The organism is Paracoccus sp. J39 (assembly GCF_000518925.1).
GTDB lineage: Bacteria > Pseudomonadota > Alphaproteobacteria > Rhodobacterales > Rhodobacteraceae > Paracoccus.
In genome coordinates this window covers 225,519-250,747 of the sequence record NZ_JAEN01000004.1, presented here as the reverse complement: position 1 = coordinate 250,747, position 25,229 = coordinate 225,519, and the positions used below count along the sequence as shown (strand labels likewise).

General features: G+C 69.6%; 22 protein-coding genes and 1 tRNA gene. 7 read left to right on the top strand and 16 right to left on the bottom strand.

Annotated features, from left to right (window positions below; translation table 11 throughout):
- The first annotated feature begins 41 nt into the window (after positions 1-41).
- Both trmFO and gluQRS read left to right on the top strand, forming a co-directional pair.
- The gene (trmFO, locus tag L632_RS0106170; protein ID WP_028711231.1) at positions 42-1,382 is read left to right on the top strand and encodes a methylenetetrahydrofolate--tRNA-(uracil(54)-C(5))-methyltransferase (FADH(2)-oxidizing) TrmFO; all 1,341 of its coding nucleotides are present in this window, start codon (positions 42-44) and stop codon (positions 1,380-1,382) included.
- Complete coding sequence (gene gluQRS, locus L632_RS0106165) at positions 1,379-2,221, top strand: tRNA glutamyl-Q(34) synthetase GluQRS (protein WP_156929397.1); 843 nt, start codon at positions 1,379-1,381, stop codon at positions 2,219-2,221. Before trmFO ends, gluQRS begins: the two co-directional genes overlap by 4 nt.
- Here gluQRS and hisI read toward each other — a convergent pair.
- Complete coding sequence (hisI, locus tag L632_RS0106160) at positions 2,210-2,569, bottom strand: phosphoribosyl-AMP cyclohydrolase (RefSeq protein ID WP_028711233.1); 360 nt, start codon at positions 2,567-2,569, stop codon at positions 2,210-2,212. The genes gluQRS and hisI overlap by 12 nt on opposite strands.
- A 60-nt stretch (positions 2,570-2,629) precedes the next feature.
- Here hisI and L632_RS0106155 point away from each other — a divergent pair, with 60 nt between their 5' ends.
- The gene (locus L632_RS0106155; RefSeq protein ID WP_028711234.1) at positions 2,630-3,064 is read left to right on the top strand and encodes an iron-sulfur cluster assembly scaffold protein; all 435 of its coding nucleotides are present in this window, start codon (positions 2,630-2,632) and stop codon (positions 3,062-3,064) included.
- A gap of 371 nt (positions 3,065-3,435) precedes the next feature.
- Here the strand turns inward: L632_RS0106155 and recG are convergent, their stop codons facing one another.
- From recG to L632_RS0106130, 4 genes are all read right to left on the bottom strand, one after another.
- Positions 3,436-5,550 carry an ATP-dependent DNA helicase RecG gene (gene recG / locus L632_RS0106145; protein ID WP_036697453.1) on the bottom strand — a complete coding sequence of 705 codons (2,115 nt, stop codon included), beginning with the start codon at positions 5,548-5,550 and terminating at the stop codon, positions 3,436-3,438.
- A complete protein-coding gene (gene ligA, locus L632_RS0106140; RefSeq protein WP_036697451.1) occupies positions 5,526-7,808 on the bottom strand; it encodes an NAD-dependent DNA ligase LigA in 2,283 nt (760 codons plus the stop codon). The genes recG and ligA overlap by 25 nt, the downstream gene beginning before the upstream one ends.
- 102 nt (positions 7,809-7,910) lie before the next feature.
- Entirely contained in the window at positions 7,911-8,627 is a 717-nt protein-coding gene (gene ctrA / locus L632_RS0106135) for a response regulator transcription factor CtrA (protein WP_028711237.1), read from the bottom strand.
- Between the two features lie 92 nt (positions 8,628-8,719).
- Positions 8,720-8,995, bottom strand: a complete 276-nt coding sequence (locus L632_RS0106130) for a DUF1153 domain-containing protein (RefSeq protein ID WP_028716488.1) — start codon at positions 8,993-8,995, stop codon at positions 8,720-8,722.
- 167 nt (positions 8,996-9,162) lie between these two features.
- Between L632_RS0106130 and mnmA the strand changes: the two genes are divergently transcribed.
- Positions 9,163-10,332, top strand: coding sequence for a tRNA 2-thiouridine(34) synthase MnmA (gene mnmA, locus L632_RS0106125; RefSeq protein ID WP_036697449.1), 1,170 nt, complete (start codon positions 9,163-9,165; stop codon positions 10,330-10,332).
- 9 nt (positions 10,333-10,341) lie between these two features.
- Here mnmA and L632_RS0106120 read toward each other — a convergent pair whose 3' ends face one another.
- On the bottom strand, positions 10,342-10,749 hold the full coding sequence (locus L632_RS0106120) for a SufE family protein (RefSeq protein ID WP_028711240.1): 408 nt from the start codon (positions 10,747-10,749) through the stop codon (positions 10,342-10,344).
- Positions 10,750-10,891: 142 nt separating this feature from the next.
- Between L632_RS0106120 and L632_RS0106115 the strand changes: the two genes are divergently transcribed.
- A complete protein-coding gene (locus L632_RS0106115) occupies positions 10,892-11,383 on the top strand; it encodes a hypothetical protein (RefSeq protein WP_232220954.1) in 492 nt (163 codons plus the stop codon).
- A 784-nt stretch (positions 11,384-12,167) separates the two neighbouring features.
- Here L632_RS0106115 and L632_RS0106110 read toward each other — a convergent pair.
- The 6 genes from L632_RS0106110 to L632_RS0106085 form a co-directional block, all read right to left on the bottom strand.
- Complete coding sequence (locus L632_RS0106110; RefSeq protein WP_028711242.1) at positions 12,168-12,713, bottom strand: GNAT family N-acetyltransferase; 546 nt, start codon at positions 12,711-12,713, stop codon at positions 12,168-12,170.
- 109 nt (positions 12,714-12,822) lie between these two features.
- Positions 12,823-13,095, bottom strand: coding sequence for a 50S ribosomal protein L27 (rpmA, locus tag L632_RS0106105; RefSeq protein WP_028711243.1), 273 nt, complete (start codon positions 13,093-13,095; stop codon positions 12,823-12,825).
- A 19-nt stretch (positions 13,096-13,114) separates the two neighbouring features.
- Positions 13,115-13,537: a 50S ribosomal protein L21 gene (gene rplU, locus L632_RS0106100; RefSeq protein ID WP_028711244.1), complete on the bottom strand. Its 423-nt coding sequence runs from the start codon at positions 13,535-13,537 to the stop codon at positions 13,115-13,117.
- Between the two features lie 188 nt (positions 13,538-13,725).
- Complete coding sequence (locus tag L632_RS0106095) at positions 13,726-14,787, bottom strand: CaiB/BaiF CoA-transferase family protein (protein WP_028711245.1); 1,062 nt, start codon at positions 14,785-14,787, stop codon at positions 13,726-13,728.
- A gap of 18 nt (positions 14,788-14,805) precedes the next feature.
- A tRNA-Val gene (locus tag L632_RS0106090) sits at positions 14,806-14,881 on the bottom strand.
- A 48-nt stretch (positions 14,882-14,929) separates the two neighbouring features.
- Entirely contained in the window at positions 14,930-15,796 is an 867-nt protein-coding gene (locus L632_RS0106085) for an NAD(P)-dependent oxidoreductase (RefSeq protein WP_028711246.1), read from the bottom strand.
- A gap of 129 nt (positions 15,797-15,925) precedes the next feature.
- Here L632_RS0106085 and L632_RS0106080 point away from each other — a divergent pair, with 129 nt between their 5' ends.
- Both L632_RS0106080 and L632_RS0106075 read left to right on the top strand, forming a co-directional pair.
- On the top strand, positions 15,926-18,382 hold the full coding sequence (locus L632_RS0106080) for a penicillin acylase family protein (RefSeq protein ID WP_028716486.1): 2,457 nt from the start codon (positions 15,926-15,928) through the stop codon (positions 18,380-18,382).
- Between the two features lie 67 nt (positions 18,383-18,449).
- A complete protein-coding gene (locus tag L632_RS0106075; protein WP_028716485.1) occupies positions 18,450-19,397 on the top strand; it encodes a nucleoside hydrolase in 948 nt (315 codons plus the stop codon).
- A 126-nt stretch (positions 19,398-19,523) separates the two neighbouring features.
- Here the strand turns inward: L632_RS0106075 and L632_RS22150 are convergent, their stop codons facing one another.
- The 4 genes from L632_RS22150 to dxr all read right to left on the bottom strand — a co-directional run bounded on the left by L632_RS22150 (position 19,524) and on the right by dxr (position 25,225).
- Positions 19,524-20,291, bottom strand: a complete 768-nt coding sequence (locus tag L632_RS22150; RefSeq protein WP_051416109.1) for an OmpH family outer membrane protein — start codon at positions 20,289-20,291, stop codon at positions 19,524-19,526.
- On the bottom strand, positions 20,291-22,627 hold the full coding sequence (gene bamA, locus L632_RS0106065; protein WP_028716484.1) for an outer membrane protein assembly factor BamA: 2,337 nt from the start codon (positions 22,625-22,627) through the stop codon (positions 20,291-20,293). The genes L632_RS22150 and bamA overlap by 1 nt, the downstream gene beginning before the upstream one ends.
- A 103-nt stretch (positions 22,628-22,730) precedes the next feature.
- Positions 22,731-24,056 (bottom strand): RIP metalloprotease RseP, encoded by a 1,326-nt coding sequence (rseP, locus tag L632_RS0106060; protein ID WP_028711250.1) that lies wholly within the window; start codon positions 24,054-24,056, stop codon positions 22,731-22,733.
- Positions 24,053-25,225 carry a 1-deoxy-D-xylulose-5-phosphate reductoisomerase gene (dxr, locus tag L632_RS0106055; protein ID WP_028716483.1) on the bottom strand — a complete coding sequence of 391 codons (1,173 nt, stop codon included), beginning with the start codon at positions 25,223-25,225 and terminating at the stop codon, positions 24,053-24,055. Before dxr ends, rseP begins: the two co-directional genes overlap by 4 nt.
- Between the last annotated feature and the right edge of the window lie 4 nt (positions 25,226-25,229).

Genomic DNA, 25,229 nt, shown 5'->3' with positions numbered 1-25,229 from the left:
GCGATTGCTAGGACATCGCGCCTGACGCGAAGGGGAAACGCATGGAACCGATCCATATCATCGGCGCCGGCCTTGCCGGGTCCGAAGCCGCCTGGCAGATCGCCCGCGCGGGCGTGCCCGTGGTGCTGCACGAGATGCGGCCCCAGGTCGCGACCTTCGCCCACCGCACCGGCGATTGCGCCGAGATGGTCTGCTCGAACAGCTTCCGCTCGGACGACGACCGCATGAACGCCGTGGGCCAGCTGCATTGGGAAATGCGGGCCGCGGGCGGGCTCATCATGGCCATGGCCGAACGTCACCGCCTGCCCGCCGGCGGCGCGTTGGCCGTGGACCGCGACGCCTTCTCGCAGGCCGTGACCCGGGCGTTGCGCGACGAGCCGCTGGTCAGATTCGCGCCGGGCGAGATCCGCGAGCTGCCCCGCGAGGGGCGCTGGATCGTCGCCACCGGCCCGCTGACCTCCGAGGCGCTCGGCCAGTCGATCCGCAACCTGACCGGCGAGGGCTCGCTCGCCTTCTTCGACGCCATCGCCCCCATCGTCCATGCCGACAGCATCGACATGTCGATCTGCTGGCGGCAAAGCCGCTACGACAAGGGCGAGACCGAGGAAGAGCGCACCGCCTATATCAACTGCCCGATGACGCGCGAGGATTACGAGGGCTTCATCGACGCCCTGCTCGCCGCCGACAAGACCGAGTTCCACGAGGGGGAAACGGCCGGCTATTTCGACGGCTGCCTGCCGATCGAGATCATGGCCGAACGCGGCCGCGAAACCCTGCGCCACGGTCCGATGAAACCCGTGGGCCTGACCAACGCCCATAACCCGGCCGAAAAGCCCCATGCCGTGGTGCAGCTGCGCCGCGATAATGCGCTGGGGACGCTCTACAATATCGTCGGCTTCCAGACAAAGATGAAATACGGCGCGCAAGTGGATGTTTTCCGCCGGATTCCCGGGTTGCAGAATGCCAGCTTCGCGCGGCTGGGCGGCATCCACCGCAACAGTTTCCTGAATTCGCCGCGGCTGATCGACGACCGGTTGCGGCTGCGCGCGCGCCCGAACCTGCGCTTCGCCGGCCAGGTGACAGGGGTCGAGGGCTATGTCGAATCCGCCGCCATGGGCCTGCTCGCTGGCCGCATGGCCGCGGCCGAGGCGCTGGGGCGCGACCTGCCGCCGCCGCCGGCCACCACCTCGATGGGTGCGCTGGTCAACCACATCACCGGCGGCGCGGATGCCAGGACCTTCCAGCCGATGAACGTGAATTTCGGCCTCTACCCGCCGCTGGACGCGATGCGCGGCGGCCGCAAGGGGCGCAAGGACCGCTACCCGGCCTATACCGACCGCGCGAAAGTCGATTTTCGGCAATGGCTTGCAGGGCAAAGTTGAACCGGACGCGGTTCGCCCCCTCGCCGACCGGGCCGCTGCATCTGGGCCATGCCTTCGCGGCCCTGACCGCCGCGCGCCTTGCCGATCCCGGCCAGTTCCTGCTGCGCATCGAGGATATCGACCAAAGTCGCTGCCGCCCGGAATACGAGGCGCTGATCGCCGAGGACCTGCACTGGCTGGGCCTCGACTGGCCGCAGCCGGTCATGCGCCAGTCCGAACGCCTGCCCGCCTATCAGGCGGCGCTGGACCGGCTGGCGGAGCTGGGCCTGACCTATCCCTGCCGCTGCCGCCGCGCCGACATCCGCGCCGCGCTCTCGGCCCCGCAAGAGGGCCCGGCCGTGATCGGCCCTGACGGCCCGGTCTATCCCGGCACCTGCCGCCACCGTTCTATGGCCGAGGCCGGGCCGGACGACGCCATCCGCCTGAACGCCGCCCGGGCGCTCGACCATCTCGGGCTCGACGAGATCATCTTTCTCGACCAGAACATCGCCCCCGGGCTGCCGCATCGCCTCACCGCGCGGGACTTCGTCGCCGGGATCGGCGACGTGGTGCTGGCGCGGCGCGGCATGGGCACCAGCTACCACCTGGCGGTGGTGGTGGACGATGCCGCCCAAGGCATCACCCTGGTGACGCGCGGGAAAGATCTTTTGGATTCAACATATATTCACATCATTCTTCAGAAACTGCTGGAGCTTCCGACGCCACGCTACCACCACCACCGGCTGATCCGGGACGAGCAGGGCAAGCGCCTCGCCAAGCGGGACGACGCCCGCGCGCTGAAGCTTTTCCGCAACGAAGGCACCAGCGCCGCGCAGATCCGCCGCCAGCTAGGCTTCTGACGGCGCCATGATCTCGACCTCTTTCCCCTCGCGGATGGCGGTATAGAAACAGCTGCGCCGGTTGGTGTGGCAGGCCGGCCCATGCTGGTCGACCAGCAGCAGCAGACAGTCGCGGTCGCAATCCAGCCGCAGCTCGACCAGCTTCTGCACATGGCCCGAGCTTTCGCCCTTGACCCAGAAGCCCTGGCGCGAGCGTGACCAATAAGTCACCCGCCCGCTCTCCAGCGTCTGTCGGACGGCTTCGGCATTCATCCAGGCCATCATCAGCACCTCGCCGCTGCGATGATCCTGCGCAATGGCGGGAATCAGCCCGTTCGCGTCATATTTCAGGCTGGCAGGGTCGAACATCGGCTTTCCTTTCGGCTGCACCGCACCTATCTAGACCCGACGGCAGCAAGGGAAAAGACCATGTCTGACAGCGACCTGATGCAGCTCTATTCGCGGCGCATCCTGGCGCTGGCCTCGGACATCCCGCATCTGGGCAAGCTCGACCATGCGACGGGCAGCGCGCATCGCCGCTCGCCGCAATGCGGCTCTTCGGTCACGGCGCATGTGGTGATGCGGGACGGCCGCATCGCCGAATTCGCGCAGGAGGTGCGGGCCTGCGCCCTGGGCCAGGCCTCTGCCGGGGTTCTGGGCCGCACCGCGCTCGGCCGCACCCGCGACGAGATCGCCCGCGCCCGCGACGCATTGCAGGCCATGCTGAAATCCGACGGCCCCGCCCCTACGCCGCCCTTCGAGGAACTGGAAGCCCTGCTGCCCGCCCGCGACTTCCCGAACCGCCACGCCTCGATCCTGCTGGCCTGGGAGGCGCTGCTCGGCGCCATCGACGCCTCGGCCTGACCGGCTTCTTCGTTCCCCCCAATACCCCCGCCGGAAGCGCGTCCCGCCCGCCTTCACCGTTTTCCAAATACTCCCGCCGGAGGCGAAAAAGAAAAGCCGGCCCGCAAGGGACCGGCAGTTGCGCGCATGATCGTCCGGGAGAAGGTTCCGGCCCCAGGCGAAGGGCCGTCGATTGCGCGGGGCAGTGAGGATCAGGCCGCCAGGATCGAGGGCAGCGAAAACAGGATGATCGCGGTCACCGAAATCGCGACGGTGCCGAGCAGGTCAGAGAGGGATTCGCGGGTCATGAGGTCTCTCCACAGTTCGTTTATGGTTTGTTCTCACGAGTCGTGAACAAAGTAAAGAACTTTTTAGGAACATCATGCGAACATCTATCCAGCGCTGATCAGTCGGATGGCGCGATCCTGCTCCATCAGCCACAGCAGCAGCCGCACGGCCTGGCCGCGCCCGCTCTCCATGGCCGGGTCGCGCTCCAGGAAGCTCTGCGCGTCCTTGCGCGCCAGCGCCATCAGCCCGGCCTGGCGTTCCAGGTCGGCGATACGGAACCGCGGCAGGCCGGATTGCGCGGTGCCGATCACGTCGCCGGCGCCGCGCATCGCCAGATCCTCCTCGGCGATGCGGAAGCCGTCCTCGGTCTCGCGCAGGATGGTCAGGCGCCGCCGCCCGGTCTCGGACAGCGGCTCGTGATACATCAGCAGGCAGCTCGAAGCGCCCGAGCCGCGCCCGACCCGGCCGCGCAGCTGATGCAGCTGTGCCAGGCCGAAGCTTTCGGCGCGCTCGATCACCATGATCGTCGCCTCGGGCACGTCGACGCCGACCTCGATCACCGTGGTCGCGACCAGGATACGCGCGCGGCCGGCGGCGAAATCGGCCATCGCCGCGTCGCGTTCCTCCGGCGGCATCTGGCCGTGGACCAGCCGCACCTGCTCGCCGAACCGCGCCCGCAACTCCTGGAAGCGCGCCTCGGCGGCGGTCAGGTCGATGGCCTCGCTCTCCTCGACCAGCGGGCAGACCCAATAGGCCCGGGCGCCGGAGTCCAGCGCCCGGGCCAGATGCTCCACCACTTCGGCCATGCGCGCGTCCGAGACCACCGTGGTGCGGATCGGCTGCCGGCCAGCGGGCTTTTCGTCCAGCACCGACAGGTCCATGTCGCCGAATTGCGCCAGCGCCAAGGATCGCGGGATCGGCGTTGCCGTCATCACCAGCATGTCGGGCGGCAGATGCCCGCCCTTGGCGCCCAGTTCCATGCGCTGGTTGACGCCGAAGCGGTGCTGTTCGTCGACGATGGCCAGCCGCAGGTCGTGGAATTCGACCGATTTCTGGATCACCGCATGGGTGCCGACCAGGATATCGATCCGCCCCTCGGCCAGGTCGGTCAGGATATTGGCGCGGGCATCGCCCTTGTCGCGGCCGGTCAGCGCCTCCAGCCGGATGCCGGCCAGCCGCGCCAGCGGCTCCAGCGCGCGGAAATGCTGGCGGGCCAGGATCTCGGTCGGGGCCATCAGCACGCCCTGCCCGCCCGCCTCGACCGCGACCAGCAGCGCGAGGAAGGCGACCAGCGTCTTGCCGGCCCCGACATCGCCCTGCAGCAGCCGGTTCATCCGCCGCGGCGCGGCCATGTCACCGGCGATCTCCTCGACCGCGCGGGCCTGCGCCCCGGTCGGCGGCCAGGGCAGCCCGGCCAGCACCCTGGCGCGCAGATGCCCGTCGCCCTGCGTGGCCAGCCCTGCCTGCCGCCGCCGGTCGCGGCGCAAGAGCGCCAGAGTCATCTGATGCGCGAACAGCTCGTCATAGGCCAGCCGGGCGCGTGCCGGATCGGTCGGCGACAGGCCGGCCGGCCCTTCCGGCGCATGGGCGCGGGCCAGCGCCTCGGCCCAGGCCGGCCAGCCCTCGCGCGCCAGGACCGAGGCGTCGATCCATTCCCCCGCCTGCGGCAGCCGCCCCATCGCCGCCTGCACCGCCTTTTGCACCACCCCCTGAGTCAGCCGGCCCGAGAGCGGATAGACCGGCTCGAAATCCGGCGGCGGCACCGAGCCTTCGGCGCCGATATGGTCGGGATGCACCATCTGCGCCATGCCGTCGAACAGCTCGATCTTGCCGGAAACCAGCCGCCGCGCACCCAAAGGCAGCTGGCTTTCGATCCAGTCCTTGCGCGGATGGAAAAAGACCAGCTGCAGGTCGGCGCTGCCGTCCGAGCAATGCACCCGCCAGGGCCGGCCCTTGGCCGTGGGCGGGCTGTGGCGCTGCACGGTGATCGCCACGGTGACGATCTCGGGCGGGCGGGCATCGGCCAGCCGGGCGATCGGGCGGCGGCGGATGCCGGAATGCGGCAGGGTCAGGATCAGGTCGCGCAGCCGCGTCACGCCCATCTGGGCAAAGGCCTCGGCCGCCCGCGGGCCGACTCCGGGCAGGGTCTCGACACCCGCGAACAGTGGAAACAGCGCCGGCGGGCGGCCCGGCGTCACCCCTGGGCGATCGCCAGCCATTCGTCCTCGTCGATAACCTTGATCCCCAGTTCGGCGGCCTTCTTCGCCTTCGACCCGGCGCCGGGGCCGGCGATCAGCAGGTCGGTCTTGGCCGAGACCGAGCCCGCGACATGGGCGCCAAGCGCCTCGGCCCGCGCCTTGGCCTCGGCCCGCGTCATCTTTTCCAGCGTGCCGGTAAAGACCAGGGTCTTGCCGGTGATGGCGCTGTCGGCGGCGCGCTTCTCGGGCGGCAGCACGGTCAGGAAGCCGACCAGCCGGTCGATCGCCGCCCGCTCGCGCGCATTGGCGAAGGCGTCCGACAGCGACATGGCCAGCACCGGGCCGATGCCGTCGGCGGCGATCAGCCCGGCCCAGGCCGCGCTGGCCTCGGGCGGCAGATCGACCTGCGCCAGCGCCGCGGCGCGCGCCTCGGACGGCCGGGCACGGCGGCCTTCGGCCGCGGCCGCCGCGCGCTCGGCCTGGGCCGCCTCTTCGGCCAGGCGATGCGCCACAGCCGCCGGACGCGCGGTGTCGAGCGCCGCCTCCAGCGCCTCCCAGCTGCCGTAATGGCGGGCGAGATCCTGCGCCGCAACCTCGCCGACATGACGGATGCCAAGGGCGAAAAGCAGCCGCGCCAGCGGGATCTCGCGGCGCTTCCCGATGGCCTGGAACAGGCTGGCGGCGCTTTTCTCGCCCCAGCCCTCGCGGTTCTTCAGCTGGGTCAGCTGGCCGGGGCCGTAGCGGTCCTGCAGGGTGAAGATGTCGGCCGGCTCGGCGATCCAGCCGTCGCGGAACAGCTCTTCGACCAGCTTGGCGCCCAGCCCCTCGATGTCGAAGGCGGCGCGCGAGACGAAATGGCGCAGCTTCTCGACCGCCTGGGCCGGGCAGATCAGCCCGCCGGTGCAGCGCCGGACCGAGTCGCCCTCTTCCCTTATGGCGGGCGAGCCGCATTCCGGGCAGGTCTCGGGGAAAGCATAGGGAACCGACTCGGGCGGGCGCTTGGCCAGGTCCACGTCCGCGACCTTGGGGATCACGTCGCCGGCGCGATAGACCTCGACCCAGTCGCCGATGCGGATGTCCTTGCCGCCGCGGATCTCGCTGCCGTCGGCGCCGCGGCCGGCGATGTAATCCTCGTTGTGCAGCGTGGCGTTCGAGACGACGACGCCGCCCACTGTCACCGGATGCAGCCGCGCCACCGGGCTCAGCGCGCCGGTGCGGCCGACCTGGATGTCGATGGCTTCCAGCCGGGTCCAGGCGCGCTCGGCCGGGAACTTGTGCGCCAGCGCCCATCGCGGCGTGGTCGAGCGCATGCCGAGCCGCGCCTGATAGCCGAGGTCGTTCACCTTGTAGACCACGCCGTCGATGTCATAGCCGAGCGTCGCGCGCATCTGCTCGATCTCGGCCCAGGCGGCCAGCATGTCCTGGACCGAGGCGCAGATCCGGGTCAGCGGATTGGTCTGGAAGCCGAAATCCTGCATCCGCCGCACCGCTTCCATCTGCGTGCCGGCGAAGGGCGCGCTGACCTCGCCCCAGGCATAGGCGAAGAAGCGCAGCGGCCGCGCCGCCGTCACCGCAGGGTCAAGCTGGCGCAGCGAGCCCGCCGCCGCATTGCGCGGGTTGGCAAAGACCCGGCCGCTGTCGGACTGGTTCAGCGTCTCGAAATCCGCATGCGACATATAGACCTCGCCGCGGATCTCCAGAACCTCGGGCCAGCCGTCGCCGGCAAGCCGCTCGGGAATGTCGGCGATGGTGCGGGCATTGGCGGTCACGTTCTCGCCCACCGCGCCGTCGCCGCGGGTGGCGGCCTGGATCAGCCGCCCGCCCTCGTAGCGCAGGGACAGCGACAACCCGTCGATCTTCGGCTCGGCGGTGATCTCCAGCACCGTGCCGGGCGCGAGGTTCAGGAACGAGCGCACCCGCTGCACGAAAGCCTCGACATCGCCCTGGCTGAAGCCGTTTTCCAGCGACAGCATCGGCAGGCGATGCGGGATCTTGGCGAAGCGGGTGTCGGGCGCGGCCCCGACCTGCGCCGTCGGGCTGGCCGGATGCGCAAGCCGGGGGAAGCGCGCCTCGATCTCTTCGAGCCGGCGCTTGCCGGCATCGTATTCCGCGTCGCTGATGAAGGGCGCGTCCTGCTGGTAATAGGCCAGGTTGGCGCGCGCCACCAGTTCGCTCAGCCGCCCATGCTCCTCGGCCGCTGCCCCTGCATCCAGACCGGAGACCGGTGGCCGGGCCGATTCCGCTGCGGGAACAGCCTGCTCCTCGTCTTCTCCGGCCATCCTGCCCTCCGCCTGCCTGCCGGCCCTTGCGGGCCATGATCCGGGGAAAGGTGATAGCGGGGCCGGGGCCGGATTGTCCAGCACCCGGCCGCGCGGGCCGCGTCAGGCGCGCAGCGCCATGCGTTCGGGATTCGGCGTCTCGACCACCGGATCGCGCAGGACATAGCCCCTGCCCCAGACAGTCTCGATATGGCTTTCGCCGTTCATCGCCGCGGCCAACTTCTTGCGCAGCTTGCAGACGAAGACGTCGATGATCTTCAGCTCGGGCTCGTCCATCCCGCCATAGAGGTGGTTGAGGAACATCTCCTTGGTGAGCGTCGTGCCCTTGCGCAGGCTGAGCAGTTCCAGGATCTGGTATTCCTTGCCGGTCAGGTTGACCGGCCGCCCGCCCACCTCGACCGAGCGCGCGTCCAGGTTCACCACCATATCGCCGGTGCGGATCACCGACTGGCTGTGCCCCTTGGAGCGGCGGATGATGGCCTGGATGCGGGCGATCAGCTCGTCGCGGTTGAAGGGCTTGGTCATGTAGTCGTCGGCGCCGAAGCCGAAGCCGCGCAGCTTGCTTTCGGTATCGTCCGAGCCGGTCAGGATCAGGATCGGCGTATCGATGCGCGACATGCGAATCTGCCGCAGCACCTCCATCCCGTGCATGTCCGGCAGGTCCAGATCCAGCAGGATCAGGTCGTAGTCATAGAGCTTGGCCAGGTCGATGCCTTCCTCGCCCATATCGGTGCGATAAACATTATAGCTCGCATGAGTCAGCATCAGCTCGATGCTGCGGGCCGTGGTCGGATCATCCTCCACGAGAAGGATTCGCATGTCTTTTCCTCTTGCTAACCAGACGACTGGTAAAATTTCTCCGCAAAAGGTTAATATCACGTTACCGGATAAATCATCAAATATGTCTCAACTTACGGTTGCCGGAATCTCTGCAACTGCGTGATTTTCAGCGCATTGCGTCCGTGACGGCGAAAGGCGCTGGCCCAGGCGTCGAACTCCTCCTCGGTCAGGCCGTAGCGGCGAATCGCCTCCTCCCGCGCCAGCAGCCCATATTGCACGGCATCCACGACCGCCGCCTTGCGGCTGGCCACCCAGCGGGTCTGCGGATCGGGCAGGTCGGCCAGGGACAGAATGCTGCCATCGGGCAGGATCGCGGTGCGCGGGCCGGGGGTTTTCTTCAGAAACATCGGCAAGTCCTTGTCTTCCTTGCCCCGTTCTGCCGCAAACTTCTTAAGTCGAGGTGAAGTCACCCCGGGTTTTTCCGCTCCCCGCCCTTGAGAATTGCCGGATTTTTCCTATAAATGTTGGGAACTGCGGGGCCCGGACGACATGCGCCCCCGCGAAAGGACGATCCATGACAGCGCCAGCTTCCTCTCTGCGCCCGGCCGCACCCGATTCGACCGTGAACTCGCTGGGCTTTGCCAAGCCCCCGGCGCAGACGCGCGTGGTCGTCGCCATGTCCGGCGGCGTCGACAGCTCGGTGGTGGCGGCGATGCTGGCGGCGCAGGGCTATGACGTGATCGGCGTGACGCTGCAGCTTTACGACCATGGCGCGGCGCTGGCGAAAAAGGGCGCCTGCTGCGCCGGGCAGGACATCCACGACGCCCGCCGGGTGGCCGAGCGCATCGGCTTTCCGCATTACGTGCTGGATTACGAGAACAAGTTCCGGGAATCGGTGATCGAGGAATTCGCCGACGCCTATCTGGCCGGCGCCACCCCGGTGCCCTGCATCCGCTGCAACGAGCGGGTCAAGTTCCGCGACCTCTTGCAGACCGCGCGCGAACTCGATGCCGATTGCATGGCGACGGGGCATTACATCCGCCGCTTCGACGGCCCGAAGGGCGCCGAATTGCACATGGCCGCCGATCCCGCCCGCGACCAGAGCTATTTCCTGTTCTCGACCACCCAGGAGCAGCTGGATTTCCTGCGTTTCCCGCTGGGCGGCCTGGCCAGCAAGGCCGAGACCCGGGCGCTGGCGGCGCAATACGGGCTGTCGGTCGCCGACAAGCCCGACAGCCAGGACATCTGCTTCGTGCCGGACGGCAATTACGCCAGCGTGATCGAGAAGCTGCGCCCCGGCTCGGCCGATCCGGGCGAGATCGTGGACATGGACGGCAATGTGCTGGGCACGCATCGCGGCGTGATCCATTACACCATCGGCCAGCGCCGCGGCCTGGGCATCGGCGGCCTCGGCGATCCGCTCTATGTCCTGCGGCTGGAGCCCGAGACGCGGCGGGTCGTCGTCGGCCCCAAGCAGGCGCTGGCGACGAAGATCGTGCCGGTGACCGAGGTGAACTGGCTGGGCGACGCGCCCTTCGAGGGCGAGATCGCCATCACCGCCCGCATCCGCTCGACCCGGCCGCCGCGGCCGGCCCTTCTACGCGTGACCGGCGAGCGGCACGCCGAGGTCGAACTGCTGGCCCCGGAAGAAGGCGTCAGCCCCGGCCAGGCCTGCGTGTTCTATGCCACCGAGGGCAGCCGCGTGCTGGGCGGCGGCTGGATCTCGCACCGGCGCGGCGGCTGACAGTCGGGTTCAGGCCGCCGCGGCCAGCAGCCGGATGCGCTCGACCATGGCGCGCAACCCGTTGGACCGTTGCGCCGAAAGATGTTCCTCCAGCCCCAGCCGGCCAAGCTCGGCGCTGGCGTCGATCGCCGGCACCTCGCGCACCGGCACGCCGGAATAAAGCGCGTGCAGGATGGCGATCAGCCCGCGCACGATCAGCGCATCGCTGTCGCCCTGGAAATCGAAATGGCCGCCCTCGATCCGGGGCATGATCCAGACCTGGCTGGCGCAGCCCTCGACCTTGGTGGCGGGCACCTGCAGCGAGGGGTCCATGGGCGGCATCGCCTTGCCCAGTTCGATGACATGGCGATAGCGCTCTTCCCAGTCCTCGAGAAAATCGAAGGTCTCGGCGATCTCTTCAAAGGCGGGCGTGGCCATCGGGGCATCCTCTCGCGTCGGGCGATCTTGCATAGCGCGATGGCTCGGCGAGGTCAAAGAGGCTTTCGCCCCCGCGCATCTTGGCCTATCACTGCCGCAAAGAAGCGGGAAAACGGGGGCAGGCTTCATGCGGTCAGGAACCTTGGGCATTCTTGCCTGTGCGGCGCTGGTGCTGGCGGGCTGCGGCCGCATGGGAGACAGCAGCTGGAACCCGATGCGCTGGTTCGGCAGCGCGCCGCAGACGCAGACGCTGGAGCCCGAGGGTGGCTATCCGACCACGGTGAATGACGGCCGCGTGCCGCTGGCCCATGTCACCGGAGCGAGGTGGGAGCCGCTCTACGAGGGGCGGATGCTGGTCGTGACCGGGCTGGCCGCCAGCAAGGGCTGGTGGGACCTGGCGCTGGTGACCGAGGTTCCCATGCCCAAGGGACGCATCCGCCCGGACGAGAACGGCGTGCTGCGCCTGCGCCTGGTCGGCAAGCCGCCGCAACCCGACACCTTCGCCGCGGCCAACCCGGCCAATCCGCTTGCCGATGCGGCAACGGTGGCGCTGGTCATTCCGAATGCCGTCCTGCCGGATCTGCGCGAGGTGGTGATCTCGGGCGCGAGCAATTCCGTAAGCCTGCGGCGCTGAGGGTCACAGACGGGGCGGGCTGCGGAGCCGGAAACACCGGCAGCCGCGGGTTTTGCGGCGCGGTCGCGACATGGGTATTTATGAAACAGAGAAAGCCCGGGTGGGGGCCCAACTGCGCCGCAGCTTGGGACGGCGGGCTTCCGGCGGGGCCGAGCCGGTCTGATCGAAGCCTTGACGGACCGTCCGGGTCAGGCCAGATGGCGGGCCCGATTTCGGGTGCGGCGAGGGACAAGGCGGATGCCGGCAGGCCCTGCCGGTCTTGATACCTGGCCTTCCCCGGGGACAGCGGGCGGGCTGGGGTGAAACGGCCGGACGCCCCTGGGTGATGCAGGATTGCTCGTTTCGCGCTGCTGCGGCGGAGGCCGGCACGCGCAGTTGCTCGGGGCAATGGCGCCGGCAGGGGGGCACCGCAGTGGAGGGTTATAGCGATTGCGGGACAGCCTCCTCCGGTCGGTGCGCTTCGGGGCCTTGCGGGCGCGAGGGCAGAGGCTGTCTTGAGACGCGCTGCTGCGACGGAAGGGTGGAAGAAAGCTCCGCTGGGGATCCGCGCTCTTCAGATGCCGAAGGGCGAGAGAACAATCACCGGACTTCGGATCGTCCTGGATAAGGGGATGCCCCTTCGGCAGCGGCCAGCCCCAAGGCGGCCCGCTCCCCGATATCCGGGCCGGAAAGCCCGTGCGGACAGCCGCACGCGCCCCGGCCCTGCTCGCAAGGCCGGGGCAATTGCCCGACCCGGCCTTCGCGGCGCGGGCAGGCTTCTGCGCGCGCCACGCGGGCTTGGCGGTCAGGACATCTTGCGCAGATAGGTCCAGGTCGGTACCCGCGCATCGCGTGCCACCGACCAGCTTTCGGCATCGCCGAGATATTCGAAGCCGCAATTGGTGAGCACCCGGGCCGAGCCGGGATTGTCCTGGAACGCCTCGGCGAACAGGGTGCGCGAGCGGTGCGGGTTCGCCTCGACCAGGGCCGAGACCGCTTCGGTCGCGAAGCCGGTGTTCCAGAACCCCGCGCCGATCCAGAAGCCCAGTTCGGACTGTTCCTTGTCGATCCGGGTCAGCGAGACCACGCCCAGCAGCTCGGCCAGCTTGTTGGCCGAACCGTCGATGGCCCAGACATCCTCGTCCCGGTCGGCCGACATGGCGCGGCGGACATAGGCTTCGGCCGCGCCGGGCGGCAAGGGGTGCGGGATCGAACGGGTTCCCTCGGCCACGCGTCGATCGGCAGTGTAATGCGCGATGAGCCCCGCATCCGACGCCCGAAGCGGGCGCAGGACGAAACGCTCGGTCACGATCTCGATCTGCCGCGCATCCGAGGCAATCAATTCGTTCATGTCTCTATTCTCCCCCAATTACTCGCAATGATATGGGTGCGGATTCCGAAAACGCGAAGGGGACCGGCTACGGCCGATCCCCTTTTAGCACCCGAGTGTTAAAATCGGCTTACTCGGCGGCCTCGACATTGGCGGGAAGCACGGAAATGAAGGTGCGGCCCTTGAGGCCCTTCTTGAAGGTCACCTGGCCGTCCGTCAGCGCGAACAGCGTATGGTCGCGGCCCATGCCGACGTTCTGGCCCGGCCACCAGGTGGTGCCGCGCTGACGCACGATGATGTTGCCGGCGACGGCCTGCTGGCCGCCATAGAGTTTCACGCCGAGACGACGACCGGCCGAATCGCGGCCGTTGCGGGACGAACCGCCTGCTTTCTTATGTGCCATGGCTCAGTCTCCTTCTGCCTCAGTTGGCGTCTTCGGCCGAGGCTTCGGCTTTCGACTTCTTGGCTTTCGCCGGTTGTTCGGCCGCCGCGAGCTTGGTGCGGGCGCCGACGGCAGGTTTCACATCGGTCTTGTCGCCGCCCTTTTCAAGCAGGTCGGTGATGCGGACCAGCGTCAGCTGCTGGCGATGGCCGCGGGTGCGCTGCGAGGAATGCTTCCGGCGGCGCTTGACATAGGTGATGACCTTGTCGGCCTTGATGGTGTCGATGACCTCGGCCTGCACGGCCGCACCCGCGACCAGCGGCGCGCCCACGGTGGCGCCGATCATCAGCACGTCGTTGAACTGGACCTTGTCGCCGGCTTCGGCGTTCAGCTTTTCGACGCGCAGCACGTCGCCGGCCTGAACCCGGTACTGCTTGCCGCCCGTCTTGAGAACTGCGAACATTCCGTCTTTCCTTGCTCTGCCGCGTCCTTCGGCCCCGCATCGCGGATGTTGATGGGGGCAGGCCCCGCCTTCGGACAGCGCACCCATTCCCGGGTGAGATTCAAAATATGATGCCGGCAACGGACATGCGCCCGGCCGGTCGCGGGTATATCGCGGATTCGGCCGGGCAAGTCAACAGGAATGGCGGCTCAGCGCCACAGATCTCGCGCCTCCTCCGCCGAGAGCCGCCGCCCCTCGCGCGGGCTGCCCGGCTCGCGCGACAAAAGCGGCGCCGGGCGCGGATCATCGCCCAGATAGGCCCCGCGCGCCCGGTTATGCGCATGGCTCGGCGCCTCGGCGATGGAGAGCACCGGAGCGGCGCAGGCATCCGTCCCCTCCAGCTCGGCCGCCCAGTCGTCGCGGCTGCGTGTGACGATCCGCGCCGCCAGGATCTCGCGCAGCGCGGTCCAGTTCGCCGGATCGCTACGGTCGGGCAGATCGGCTTCGGAAAGCCCCAGCCGCCGGACCAGCTCGGCCCAGAACTGCGGCTCGATGGCGCCGACGGCGAGGAAGCCGCCGCAGGCGCAGGGATAGCAGCTGTAATAGGGCGCGCCGCCGTCCAGCAGGTTCGCCTGGCGCTCGTCGCGCCAGAGCCCGTTGACGCGCAGCCCCGAGATCATCGCCATCAGATGCGCCACCCCGTCGGTGATGGCGGCATCGACCACCTGTCCCCGCCCGGTCTCGCGCGCCCGCAGGATCGCCGCCAGCATACCGGCGACCAGATACATCGAGCCGGCGGCGAAATCGCCGACCAGGTTCAGCGGCGGCACCGGGTGATCGCGCGGGCCGATGGCGGAAAGCGCGCCGGTGATCGCCAGATAGGTCAGGTCGTGGCCGGCGGAATGCGCCAGCGGGCCGCTCTGCCCCCAGCCGGTCATCCGGCCATAGACCAGCCGCGGGTTTTCCGGGAAATCCCCGGGGCCGAGGCCCAGCCGCTCCATCACGCCGGGGCGCATGCCCTCGATCACCGCATCGGCGCGCAGGATCAGGCCGCGCGCGATCCCGCGGCCCTCCGGCGATTTCAGGTCCAGCTCCAGCCAGTCACGGCCGCGATCCAGCACGTCCCGCTTCATCGGAAAGATCTGCGGCGAGCCGGGCCGGGCGATGCGGACCACCTGCGCGCCGTGATCGGCCAGCCACATGGCCGAAAAGGGCGTGGGGCCGATGCCGGCGATCTCGACGATGCGCAGGCTGGACAGGGTTCCGCTCATGGCCGGGCTCCGGGAGAATGGTGGGCGGTGAGGGACTCGAACCCCCGGCATTCTCGGTGTAAACGAGACGCTCTACCAACTGAGCTAACCGCCCCCGAGCCGGCTGATAGCGCGATCCCCGCGCCCTTGGCAAGCGCGGGCGTCACTTGCGCAGCCTCGCGATCAGCGACGAGGTGTCCCAGCGCCCGCCGCCCATGGCCTGCACCTCCTTGTAGAACTGGTCGACCAGCGCCGTCACCGGCAGGCTGGCGCCGGTCTCGTCCGCGGCGGCGAGGCAGATGGCCAGGTCCTTGCGCATCCAGTCCACCGCGAAGCCGAAGTCGAAGCGGTTCTCGGCCATGGTCTGGTGACGGTTCGCCATCTGCCAGCTGCCGGCGGCGCCCTGGCTGATGACCTCGACCACCTCGGGAATCGACAGCCCCGCCTTCTCGGCGAAATGCAGCGATTCCGACAGGCCCTGCACCAGCCCGGCAATGGCGATCTGGTTGCACATCTTGGTCAGCTGCCCGGCGCCCGAAGGGCCCATGAGCCTGCAGATCTTGGCATAGGCAGCGATCACCGGCTCGGCCTGGGCGTAATCGGCCGGCGTGCCGCCGCACATCACCGAAAGCTGGCCGTTCTCGGCCCCCGCCTGCCCGCCCGAGACCGGTGCGTCGACGAAGCCTAGCCCCGCCTCAGCCGCCAGCGCCGAAAGCTCGCGCGTCACCGACGCCGAAACCGTGGTGTGATCGACGAAGACCGCGCCCTTGCCCATGCCGGCAAAGGCGCCGGCCTCGCCCAGGCAGACCTGGCGCAGGTCGTCGTCATTGCCGACGCAGGCCATGATGAATTCCGCGCCCTCGGCCGCCTCGCGGGCGGTGGCCGCCACACGGCCCTTGTGGCGCCCGGCCCAGGCCTCGGCCTTGGCGGGGCTGCGGTTCCAGACCGTCACCTCGTGCCCGGCGGCGGCCAGATGCCCCGCCATGGGAAAGCCCATCACCCCAAGTCCCAGAAATGCCACGCGTGCCATCAGATTCTCTCCCTCATCTCGTAAAGGCGCGTTGATCCGGCACGCGCCCTGCCCTATTCACCCCGATGAATTTCATCACCCGGCGCGGGGGTCAACCTCTCGCGCCCAAGCTCGGGACCGCGCCTTTTCATGGTGACACTTTTCCGCTGGCTTGTGCGCCTGACGGTCGGGCTGATCTTTCTGACCGTCGCGCTGGTGGCGCTGGCCTGGTATTTCGCCATCCGCTCGCTGCCCGATTACGACGGCAGCTATGCGGTCGAGGGCATTTCGGCCCCGGTCGAGATCGTGCGCACCACCGAGGACGTGCCGCATATCTTCGGGGAAAGCGACCGCGACGTGTTCTTCGCGCTTGGCCTTGCCCATGCGCAGGACCGGCTGTTCCAGATGACCGTCCTGCGCCGCGCCGCGCAGGGCCGGCTGGCCGAGATCTATGGCATCGGCGCGCTTTCGGCCGACGACCTGGCGCGGCGGCTGGGGCTTTACCGCAATGCCCGCGCCTCGCTTCAGGCGCAGGACCCCGAGGTGCTGGAGGCGCTGCAGGCCTATGCCGCGGGCGTCAATGCCTGGATCGAACAGGTCAACTTGGGCGCGCGCGGGCGCGGCGCGCCGGAATTCTTCCTCTATCCCGAGGATATCGCCTATTGGGAACCGGCGGATTCGCTGGCGATCCTGAAGCTGCTGGCCGCCTCGTCCAGCGTGCAGATGCGGCGCGAGGTGCTGCGGGCGCGGCTGTCTCTGGCCGTCCCCGAACGCGGGCAGGAGCTGGTCGCGATGCGCGGAGAGCCGCCCCTGCCGGCCTATGCCACATTATTCCCCGGCGCGCGATTCGCCGCGCCGGAACGCGGCACCGGGCCGCGGGACTGGACCGCGACGCTGGCGGGCTACCTCGCGCCGGCGGCGGGCGCCTCGGCCAACGGCTTTGCCGCCGCGGCCGGGCGCACGGCGGCGGGCGGCGCGCTTCTGGCCAACGACCCGCAATTCGCCCTGACCGCGCCGGGCCTGTGGTATCTGGCGCGGATCGAGCTTCGCTCGGGCGGGGTGATCGGCGGCACCATCCCCGGCATTCCCGCCGTGCTGTCCGGGCGCAACACCGGCCTTGCCTGGGGCATCACCCCGGCGCAGATCGACGACCAGGACCTCTATATCGAGGAAGTGCAGCCCGGCGACCCGAACCGCTATCGCGGCGCGAGCGGCTGGACCGAATTCACCACCCGGCGCGAGACCCTGCGCATCCGCGGCGCCGAGCCGCAGACCATCACCCTGCGCGAGACCGAAAACGGCCCGGTCATTCCCGGCGCGCATCTGGACATCGCCACCATCCTGCCCGCCGGCCATGTCGCGGCGCTGGCCTGGACCGGCGGCTATGGCAACGACCGCAGCATGACGGCGCTGGTCGGGCTGATGCGGGCGCAGGACCGGCAGGCGGCGGCCGGGGCGCTGCACGAGATGATCGCCCCGGCCCTGACGGTGACGCTGGCCGACGCGCAAGGCGTGGGCGAGGTCCTGGCCGGCGCCGTGCCGCATCGCCCGCCGGGCCACCAGACGGCGGGACGCCTCCCCGCGCCGGGCTGGATCGCCGAGAACCGCTGGCAGGGGCTCAGCCCCGCCCCCGCCGAGCTGACCCGGCTCAGCCCGGACAGCGGCATCGTGGCCGCGACCGGCGCGGCGCCGCCGGGCGCGGGCGGGCTTGGCCATGACTGGGGCGACGGCCACCGGCTGAACCGGCTGCGCCACCTGATCGACACGCGCGAGGTGCATTCCCGCGACAGCTTCATCGCCGCGCAGAACGACATCGTCAGCCCGGTCGCCCGCGCCCTGCTGCCGCTGGTCGGCGCCGAGCTGTGGTTCACCGGCGAGCCCGCCGCCCAGGGCACGCCCGAACGGCTGCGCCAGGACGCGCTGGCGCTGCTGGCCAATTGGGACGGCGCCATGAGCGAGCACCTGCCCGAGCCGATGATCTATGCCGCCTGGATGCGGGCGCTGCAGGACCGGCTGGTGCGCGACGATCTCGGGCCGCTGGCCGACGCGCTGACCCAGCTCTATCCCGATTTCATCGACCGGGTGTTCCGCGACATCGGAGGCGCCTCGGCCTGGTGCGACATCCGGCAATCCGCCCCGGTCGAGACCTGCACCCAGATCGCCCGGCAGGCGCTCGACGCGGCGCTGCTGGATCTGGTCGCGCGCTTCGGGCCCGACCTCGCCAGCTGGCGCTGGGGCGACCTGCACCGGGCCCGGCACGTCCATCCGGCGCTGGGGGACATGCGCGGCATCTCTTACATCGTGAACCTGATCCAGCCGACCTCGGGCGGCAGTTCCACCATCGCCCAGGCCGGGTTCCTCGGCCATGGCCGCAATCCCTGGCTGAACGTGACGGGCGCGGCCTATCGCGGGGTCTATGACCTGGCCGATCCCGACAGCTCGGTCTTCATCATCTCGACCGGGCAGTCCGGCCATCCGCTCTCGCGCCATTACGACGACATGGCCGAGCTGTGGCGGCGCGGCGAATATGTGGTGATGTCGCTCGACCCGGCGCTGGCGCGGGCGGCGGCTGCGGGCATCACCCATCTGCGGCCGGCCGGCGGCTAGACAGGGGGCTTGCATCCCGGCTCCGGCCGGGCTTCCCTGCCCCCGCAAACGCAGCAAAGGGAAACCCATGGCGCGCAAGATCATCATCGACACCGATCCGGGCCAGGACGACGCGGTCGCCATCCTGCTGGCGCTGGCCAGCCCCGAGCTGGAGGTGCTGGGCCTCAGCGTGGTCGCCGGCAACGTGCCGCTGCACCACACCGAGCGGAACGCCCGGATGATCTGCGAGCTGGCCGGCCGCCCGGACCTGCCGGTCCATGCCGGCTGTGACGCGCCGCTCAGCCGCAAGCTGGTCACCGCCGAGCACGTGCACGGCAAGACCGGGCTCGACGGCGTCACCCTGCCCGAGCCGGCCATGCCCCTCGCCCCGGGCCATGCCGTGGACTTCCTGATCGAGACCCTGCGCCGCGAGAAGCCGGGCAGCGTCACCCTGGTGCCGATCGGCCCGCTGACCAATATCGCCACCGCCTTCCGGCGCGCGCCCGACATTGTCCCGCGCGTGCAGGAGATCGTGCTGATGGGCGGCGCCTATTTCGAGGTCGGCAACATCACCCCCACCGCCGAGTTCAACATCTATGTCGATCCCGAGGCGGCAAAACTGGTCTTTGCCAGCGGCGCGCCGCTGACGGTGATGTCGCTGGACGTGACGCACCGCGCCCTGACCAGCCGCGCCTGGGTCGAGGGCATGCGCGCCATGGGCCGGGTCGGCCAGGCGGTCGCCAGCTGGACCGATTTCTTCGAGCGTTTCGACCGCGAGAAATACGGCAGCGAGGGCGCCCCCCTGCACGACCCCTGCACCATCGCCTGGCTCCTGCAGCCCGAGCTGTTCTCGGGCCGCTACATCAATGTCGAGATCGAGACTCAGGGCGAATACACGCTGGGCATGACCGTCGCCGATTGGTGGCGGGTCAGCGGACGGACCCCGAACGCCACCTTCATCCGCGATGTCGAGCCGCAGGGCTTCTTTTCCCTGCTGACGGAACGCATCGGCGCGCTGGACCGCCGCGTCGGCTAGGTCCGCGTTCCGGGGGCCTGCCGCCCCCGGGGCCGGGATGCGGCAGAAAATCCGCGCCTCGCCATTGCCCCGGCCTGCCGGTCGGTTCCGGCCGCAGCCGTCGCGGCGAGGCTGAAGATCCGCCGCCTACTGCTCCGCCGCCTCGGGCGTATCCGGCGCCTCCGGCTGCGGGCCACCCTCCCCGGGCGCTTCCGCAGGTGCTTCGGCCGGGGACTCGGCAGGCGCTTCGCCGGGCGTGGCGGGGTCCGGCGCCTCGCTTTCGGCCGGCTCATCCAAGGGGCCCGGCCCCACCTCGCGATCCATGCGCTCGATCAGCAGCTCGGTGACGTCGATGGCTTGCGCGGCGACGAAGATCGCGCGCTGGTCCAGAACCACCACCGCGCCCCGCTCGCGCATCAGCGCCGCCAGCACCGGCAGCGCGGCACGGAAGAAGGCCTGGCGTTCCTCATCCGCCTCGGCCTGCAATTCGCGGGCGGCGGCGTCGCGGGCACGGCGGACCTCGACCACGCGCTTGTCGAATTCGTCGGCGCGCTGGCGGAACTCGTCTGGCGGCAGGGTCTGGCGCAGGGCGGTCAGCTGCTGCTCCTCGGCCGAGAACTGATCGGCCAGACGGTCGTTTTCGGCCGCGATCTCGCGCCCGCGCTGCTCCAGCTCGTCCTGCACGCGCTGGCCCCATTGCGACCGCAGGTAAAGCGTATCCTGGTCCAGCGTCAGCACCGGCAGCACCGCATCGCCGTTGGGCGGCGGCGTGTCCACGACGATGGGCGGCACCGAGCGGCCGGGAGAGTCGGCAGGGGGCGGCGATGCGCCCTGCTGCTGGGCCAGAGCGCCGGGCCCGGCTGCCAGCAGGGCAGCCAGCGCCAGGAACGCCGCGATGCCCCGCCGCCGGAACATCAGAACCGGGTCGAGATGGTCAGGTCGAAGGCCTGCTCTTCGTCATAGTCCTCTTTCTTGAGGGCCTTGGCGAAGTTGAAGCGCAGCGGCCCGATCGGCGTGGTCCAGAAGACCGAGGCGCCGATCGCGGCGCGGATCTTCATGCCGTCGTCGACCTCGACGCCATTGGCGCCGATGCGGTTGTCCAGCCCCCAGACCGAACCGGCATCGGCGAACAGGCCGCCGGTGATGCCGTATTCCTCGGGCAGGCCCAGCGGGAACTGCAGCTCGGTGCGCAGCGCCCAGAAATAGTTGCCGCCAAGCGCGTCCTGGTTCGGCGCCTCAAGGTCGCGCGGGCCGAAGCCGTTCGGCTCGAAGCCGCGGACCTTGCTGTTGCCGGTAAAGCGGTTCATGAACCGGCTGCTCTGGTCGTCCAGCATATGCACGGCGCCCGCCTCGAACTCGGCCAGCATGGTCACGCTTTCGCGCCAGGCCCGGCTTTCGACGCCGGCGTAAAGCGTGCTGGTGACCGATTTCACGTCGCCGCCCAGGCCGGCATAATCCTGGCTGAAGCGCAGCCGATAGCTGGTCAGCGGATCGAGTCCGGCGATGCGGCTGTCATAGCTGTAGGTATAGCCGACCGCCGAGGTGAAGAAACCGCCCTGCTCGTTGTAGAGGATCGGCGACGAGCCGACGATGCGGCCGCTTTCCGGATCGACATGGATCGGGTCCACGTCGAAGAGCGTGTCCTTGCTGAGCTTGTAGCGCAGTTCGAGCCGGCCGTTTTCCGAGATCGGGAACTCCATCCCGGTCAGCACGCCCACGGTGCGGGTGTTGTAATCCGAATTCAGCCGGTCGGTGGTGTTGTACCAGACCTGCGCCCGCGCCTTGAGGTTGCGGCCCAGGAAATACGGCTCGATGAAGGTCAGGCCCGAGGATTGCGTGCCCGAGCCGGTGGCGAAGGACAGGCTCACCTCCTGCCCGCGGCCCAGGAAGTTCTTTTCCGACAGCGCGGCGTTGAAGCCCACGCCGCTGGCCACGCCGTAGCTGACGCCGAAGCTCAGGCTGCCGGTCGGCTGCTCCTCGACGTTCACGTCGACGATGACCTGCTCGGGCGACGATCCGGGACGGCTTTCGGCCTGCACGTCCGAGAAATATTCCAGCGCCCGCAGCCGCTCGGCGGAATTGCGGATCTCGCGCGGGTTGAAGGGGTCGCCCTCCACCGTGGTGAACTGGCGGCGGATCACCTCGTCAAGCGTGGTGGTGTTGCCCTCGATGTCGATGCGCTCGACGAAGACGCGCTGGCCGCGGGTCAGGGCGAAGGTCAGGTCCAGCGTCTGGTTGCGCTCGTTGCGGGTGATGCGCGGCTCGATATTGACGAAATCCAGCCCCTTGCGCAGCGCCAGCGCCTCCATCCGGCGGATGGTGGTGTCGATCACGGTGGGGTTGTAGACGGCGCCGCGCTTGACCCGGTTCTGGGCCCCGAACTCGGCCGCATCGACGCCCGGAATCTCGCTGACGGTGGTGACATTGCCGAAGGTATAGCGCGGGCCTTCCTGGATCTGGAAGGTGATGTAGAAGGCGTCGCGTTCACGCGCCAGCTCGGGCGCCACGGCCTGGACGCGGAAATCGGCATAGCCGCGCGAGCGGTAGAAATCGGTCAGCAGCTTCTCGTCCAGCGCGATGCGGTCGGGGGCGAAGGTGTCGCGGCGGATGAAGGTGCGCAGGATGCCCGCCTGCTTGGTCTGCAGCACGTTGCGCAACCGGCGGTCGGAAAAGGCCCGGTTGCCGACGAAGCCGATGCGCTCGATCTCGGTCACGTCGCCTTCGCGGATCTCGAAGACCAGATCGACCTGGTTGCTGCCGCGGCGGATGATGCGCGGATCGACCCGGGCGGCCAAGCGCCCCTGCGAGGCATAGACCTGGCTGATCGCGGCGGCGTCGGCCTCGGCCTGGGCGGGCGAATAGACCCGGCGCGACTGCGACCTGACGATTTCCGCCAGGTTCTCGTCCTTGAGCCGCTTGTTGCCCTCGAAGGCGATGGTGTTGATGGTGGGATATTCCGCCACCCGCACGACCAGCGTGCCGCCCGAGGGCACCAGTTCGACCGTCTCGAACAGGCCGGAATTCTGCAGCCGCTGCAGCGCGTCGTTCAGCGCCCCCGCCGAAACGTCCTGGCCGCGCGGCAGGTCCAGATGGGACAGGATGGTCGCGGGTTCGATCCGCTGGTTGCCCTCGATCCGCACGTTGCTGAAGACATAGGCCGAGGCGGGCACGGCCGTCATTGCGACAGGCGCGGCCACTGCCAGCGCCGAGATCAGCGCCAGTGCGCCTTTGCCGAGTTTCCTGTCCGTCATCGCCGCCCCTCGCGAGTAATGCGTTGCCCGGCGGGTTGGCCCCACCGGATTTGCCCCGATGGATACAGCGAAGCGGGCGGGACTGTCAAAAGGTCAGGGCCGGTCAGGGGCAGAAAAGATCGTTGGTGAGGCCCAGAACCATCAGCGACAGCACCGCCGCCAGCCCCAGAGCCGACAGGATGTCCATCACCCGGTCCGACGGCCGCCGGCCCGCCACCGCCTCGTAGAGATAGAACATCAGGTGCCCGCCATCCAGCACCGGCACCGGCAGCAGGTTCAGGAAACCGATGGCCGCCGACAGCACCGCGATCCACCAGATGAAATTGCCGCCGCCCGCCGAGGCCGCCTGCCCCGTGGTCTCGGCGATCGAGATGGCGCCGCCGAGGTTGCAGCTGCCGATCTGCCCGCTGATCATCGCCCAGAGCCCCGAGACCGACGAGGCGATGATGTCCCAGGTGCGCGCGGCGCCGATCCCCAGCGCCTCGGCCAGGCCGGCCGGACGGGTCGCCGGCTCGAAATAGGTGCCGCCGCCGGTCACGCCGATCAGCCAGCGCCGGGTATAGCCCTCATCCGTGGGCAGGTCCTGCTCGCGCGCGGCCAGGGTATAATCGGCCACGCCCTCGCCCTCGCGCCAGACCTTCAGCAGCACCGGCCGGCCCTCGGCCTCGGCCACATGCGCCCGCAGCTCGTCGAAGCGCGAAACCGGCGCGCCGTCAATGGCCAGGATCACGTCGCCCGGCTTCAGCCCCGCCGAGGCCGCCGGGCTGCGCGGCGCGATGCCGGTGACCAGCGGCGGCATGGGATCGGGGCCGGGCACGGTGATTTCGGCGCCGTCGCGCAGCACGGTCCAGTCATGGACGGGCCGCGAGGGCAGATCGGCCGCCGCCGCGCCCAGATCGCGCCAGCTTGCGACCGGCCGGCCGTCCAGCGCCAGGATGCGGTCGCCGGGCTGCAGCTGCATCTCGACCCCCGGAGGGGTCGGGTGCAGGCGGCCGACCTCGACCTCGTCGACCGGCAGGCCCTGCCAGATCGCCATGCCGGCAAAGACCAGGATCGACAGGGCGAAGTTGAACGCCGGCCCCGCCGCCACGGTGGCGAAGCGCGCCCAGAGCGGCGCGCCGGTCAGGCTCTGACGCGCGCGGGCCGGTTCGACCGGCACCGAGCCGGCGCTGGCCGCATCGGCATCGCCCAGAAAGCGCACATAGCCGCCCAGCGGGATCGCCGCCACCTGCCAGACCGTGCCGTGCCGGTCGCGCCGCGCGGCGAGCCGGGGCCCGAAGCCCAGCGAAAACACCTCGGCCTTGATGCCGCAGAGCCGGCCGATGATGTAATGGCCGTATTCGTGCACGGTGACGATGACCGACAGCGCCACGATGAAGGCCGCCGCCGTCCACAGGAAACCGCCCATCATGTCCAGAGCCAGGCTCATGCCGCCCCCTGCCATTGCGCCGCCGCCCGCCGGGCGAAGCCGTCCCAGTGCAGCACCTCGCCGAGATCGCGCGGGCTTCGGGCGAAGCCGGGCTCGCGCGCGGCCTGTTCCAGCGCGTGCTCGACCGCCGGGGCCATGTCGGTAAAGCGGATGCGGCCGGCGATGAAGTCGTCCAGCGCCTGCTCCTTGGCGGCGTTCAGCACCGCTCCGGCGGCGCCGCCGGCGGTGATCGCCTCGCGCGCCAGGCGCAGCGCCGGCCAGCGCGCCTCGTCCGGCTCGGCAAAGGTCAGGCTGCCGAGCGCCGCCAGATCCAGCGCCGGCACCGGCAGGGCGGCGCGCGCCGGCCAGTTCAGCGCATAGCCGATGGCGTGGCGCATGTCCGGCGCCCCCAGATGCGCGATGCTGCCGCCGTCGCGATGCGTGACCATGGCGTGGATGATCGATTGCGGATGCACCAGCACCCGCAGCCGGTCGATGCCGAGGCCGAAGAATTCATGCGCCTCGATGACCTCCAGCGCCTTGTTGAACATGCTGGCGCTGTCGATGGTGATGCGCTGGCCCATGTCCCAGTTCGGATGCCGGCTGGCCTCGGCCACCGTGGCCTGTGCCAGCCGCTCCAGCGGCCAGTCGCGGAAGGCGCCGCCCGAAGCGGTGATGGTCACATGCTCGACGGAATCGAGGTCTTCGCCCTGAAGCGCCTGAAAGATCGCGGAATGTTCGGAATCGACCGGCAGGATGCGCGCGCCGGTCTCGCGGGCGCGGGCCATGACCAGCGGCCCGGCGGCGACCAGGGTTTCCTTGTTGGCGAGCGCCAGCGTGCCACCGCGCTTGAGCACCTCCAGCCCCGGCGGCAGGCCCGCCGCGCCGACGATGGCGGACAGCGTCCAGTCGGCCGGACGGGCGGCCGCCTCGGCGACGGCGTCGGCCCCGGCCGCGGCCTCGATGCCGCTGCCGGCCAGCGCCGCGCGCAGCGCGGGCAGGCATTCCGGCCAGGCGGTGACGGCGATCCCGGCCCGCAGCGCCCGGGCCATCTGGGCCAGGCGCGCGACATTGCCGCCGCCGGTCAGGGCGATGGTGCGGAATCGCTCCGGCCCGCCGGCCCGCATCAACAGATCGAACGCGCTTTCGCCGACCGACCCGGTCGCGCCCAGCACCGATATGCTGCGCATCGTC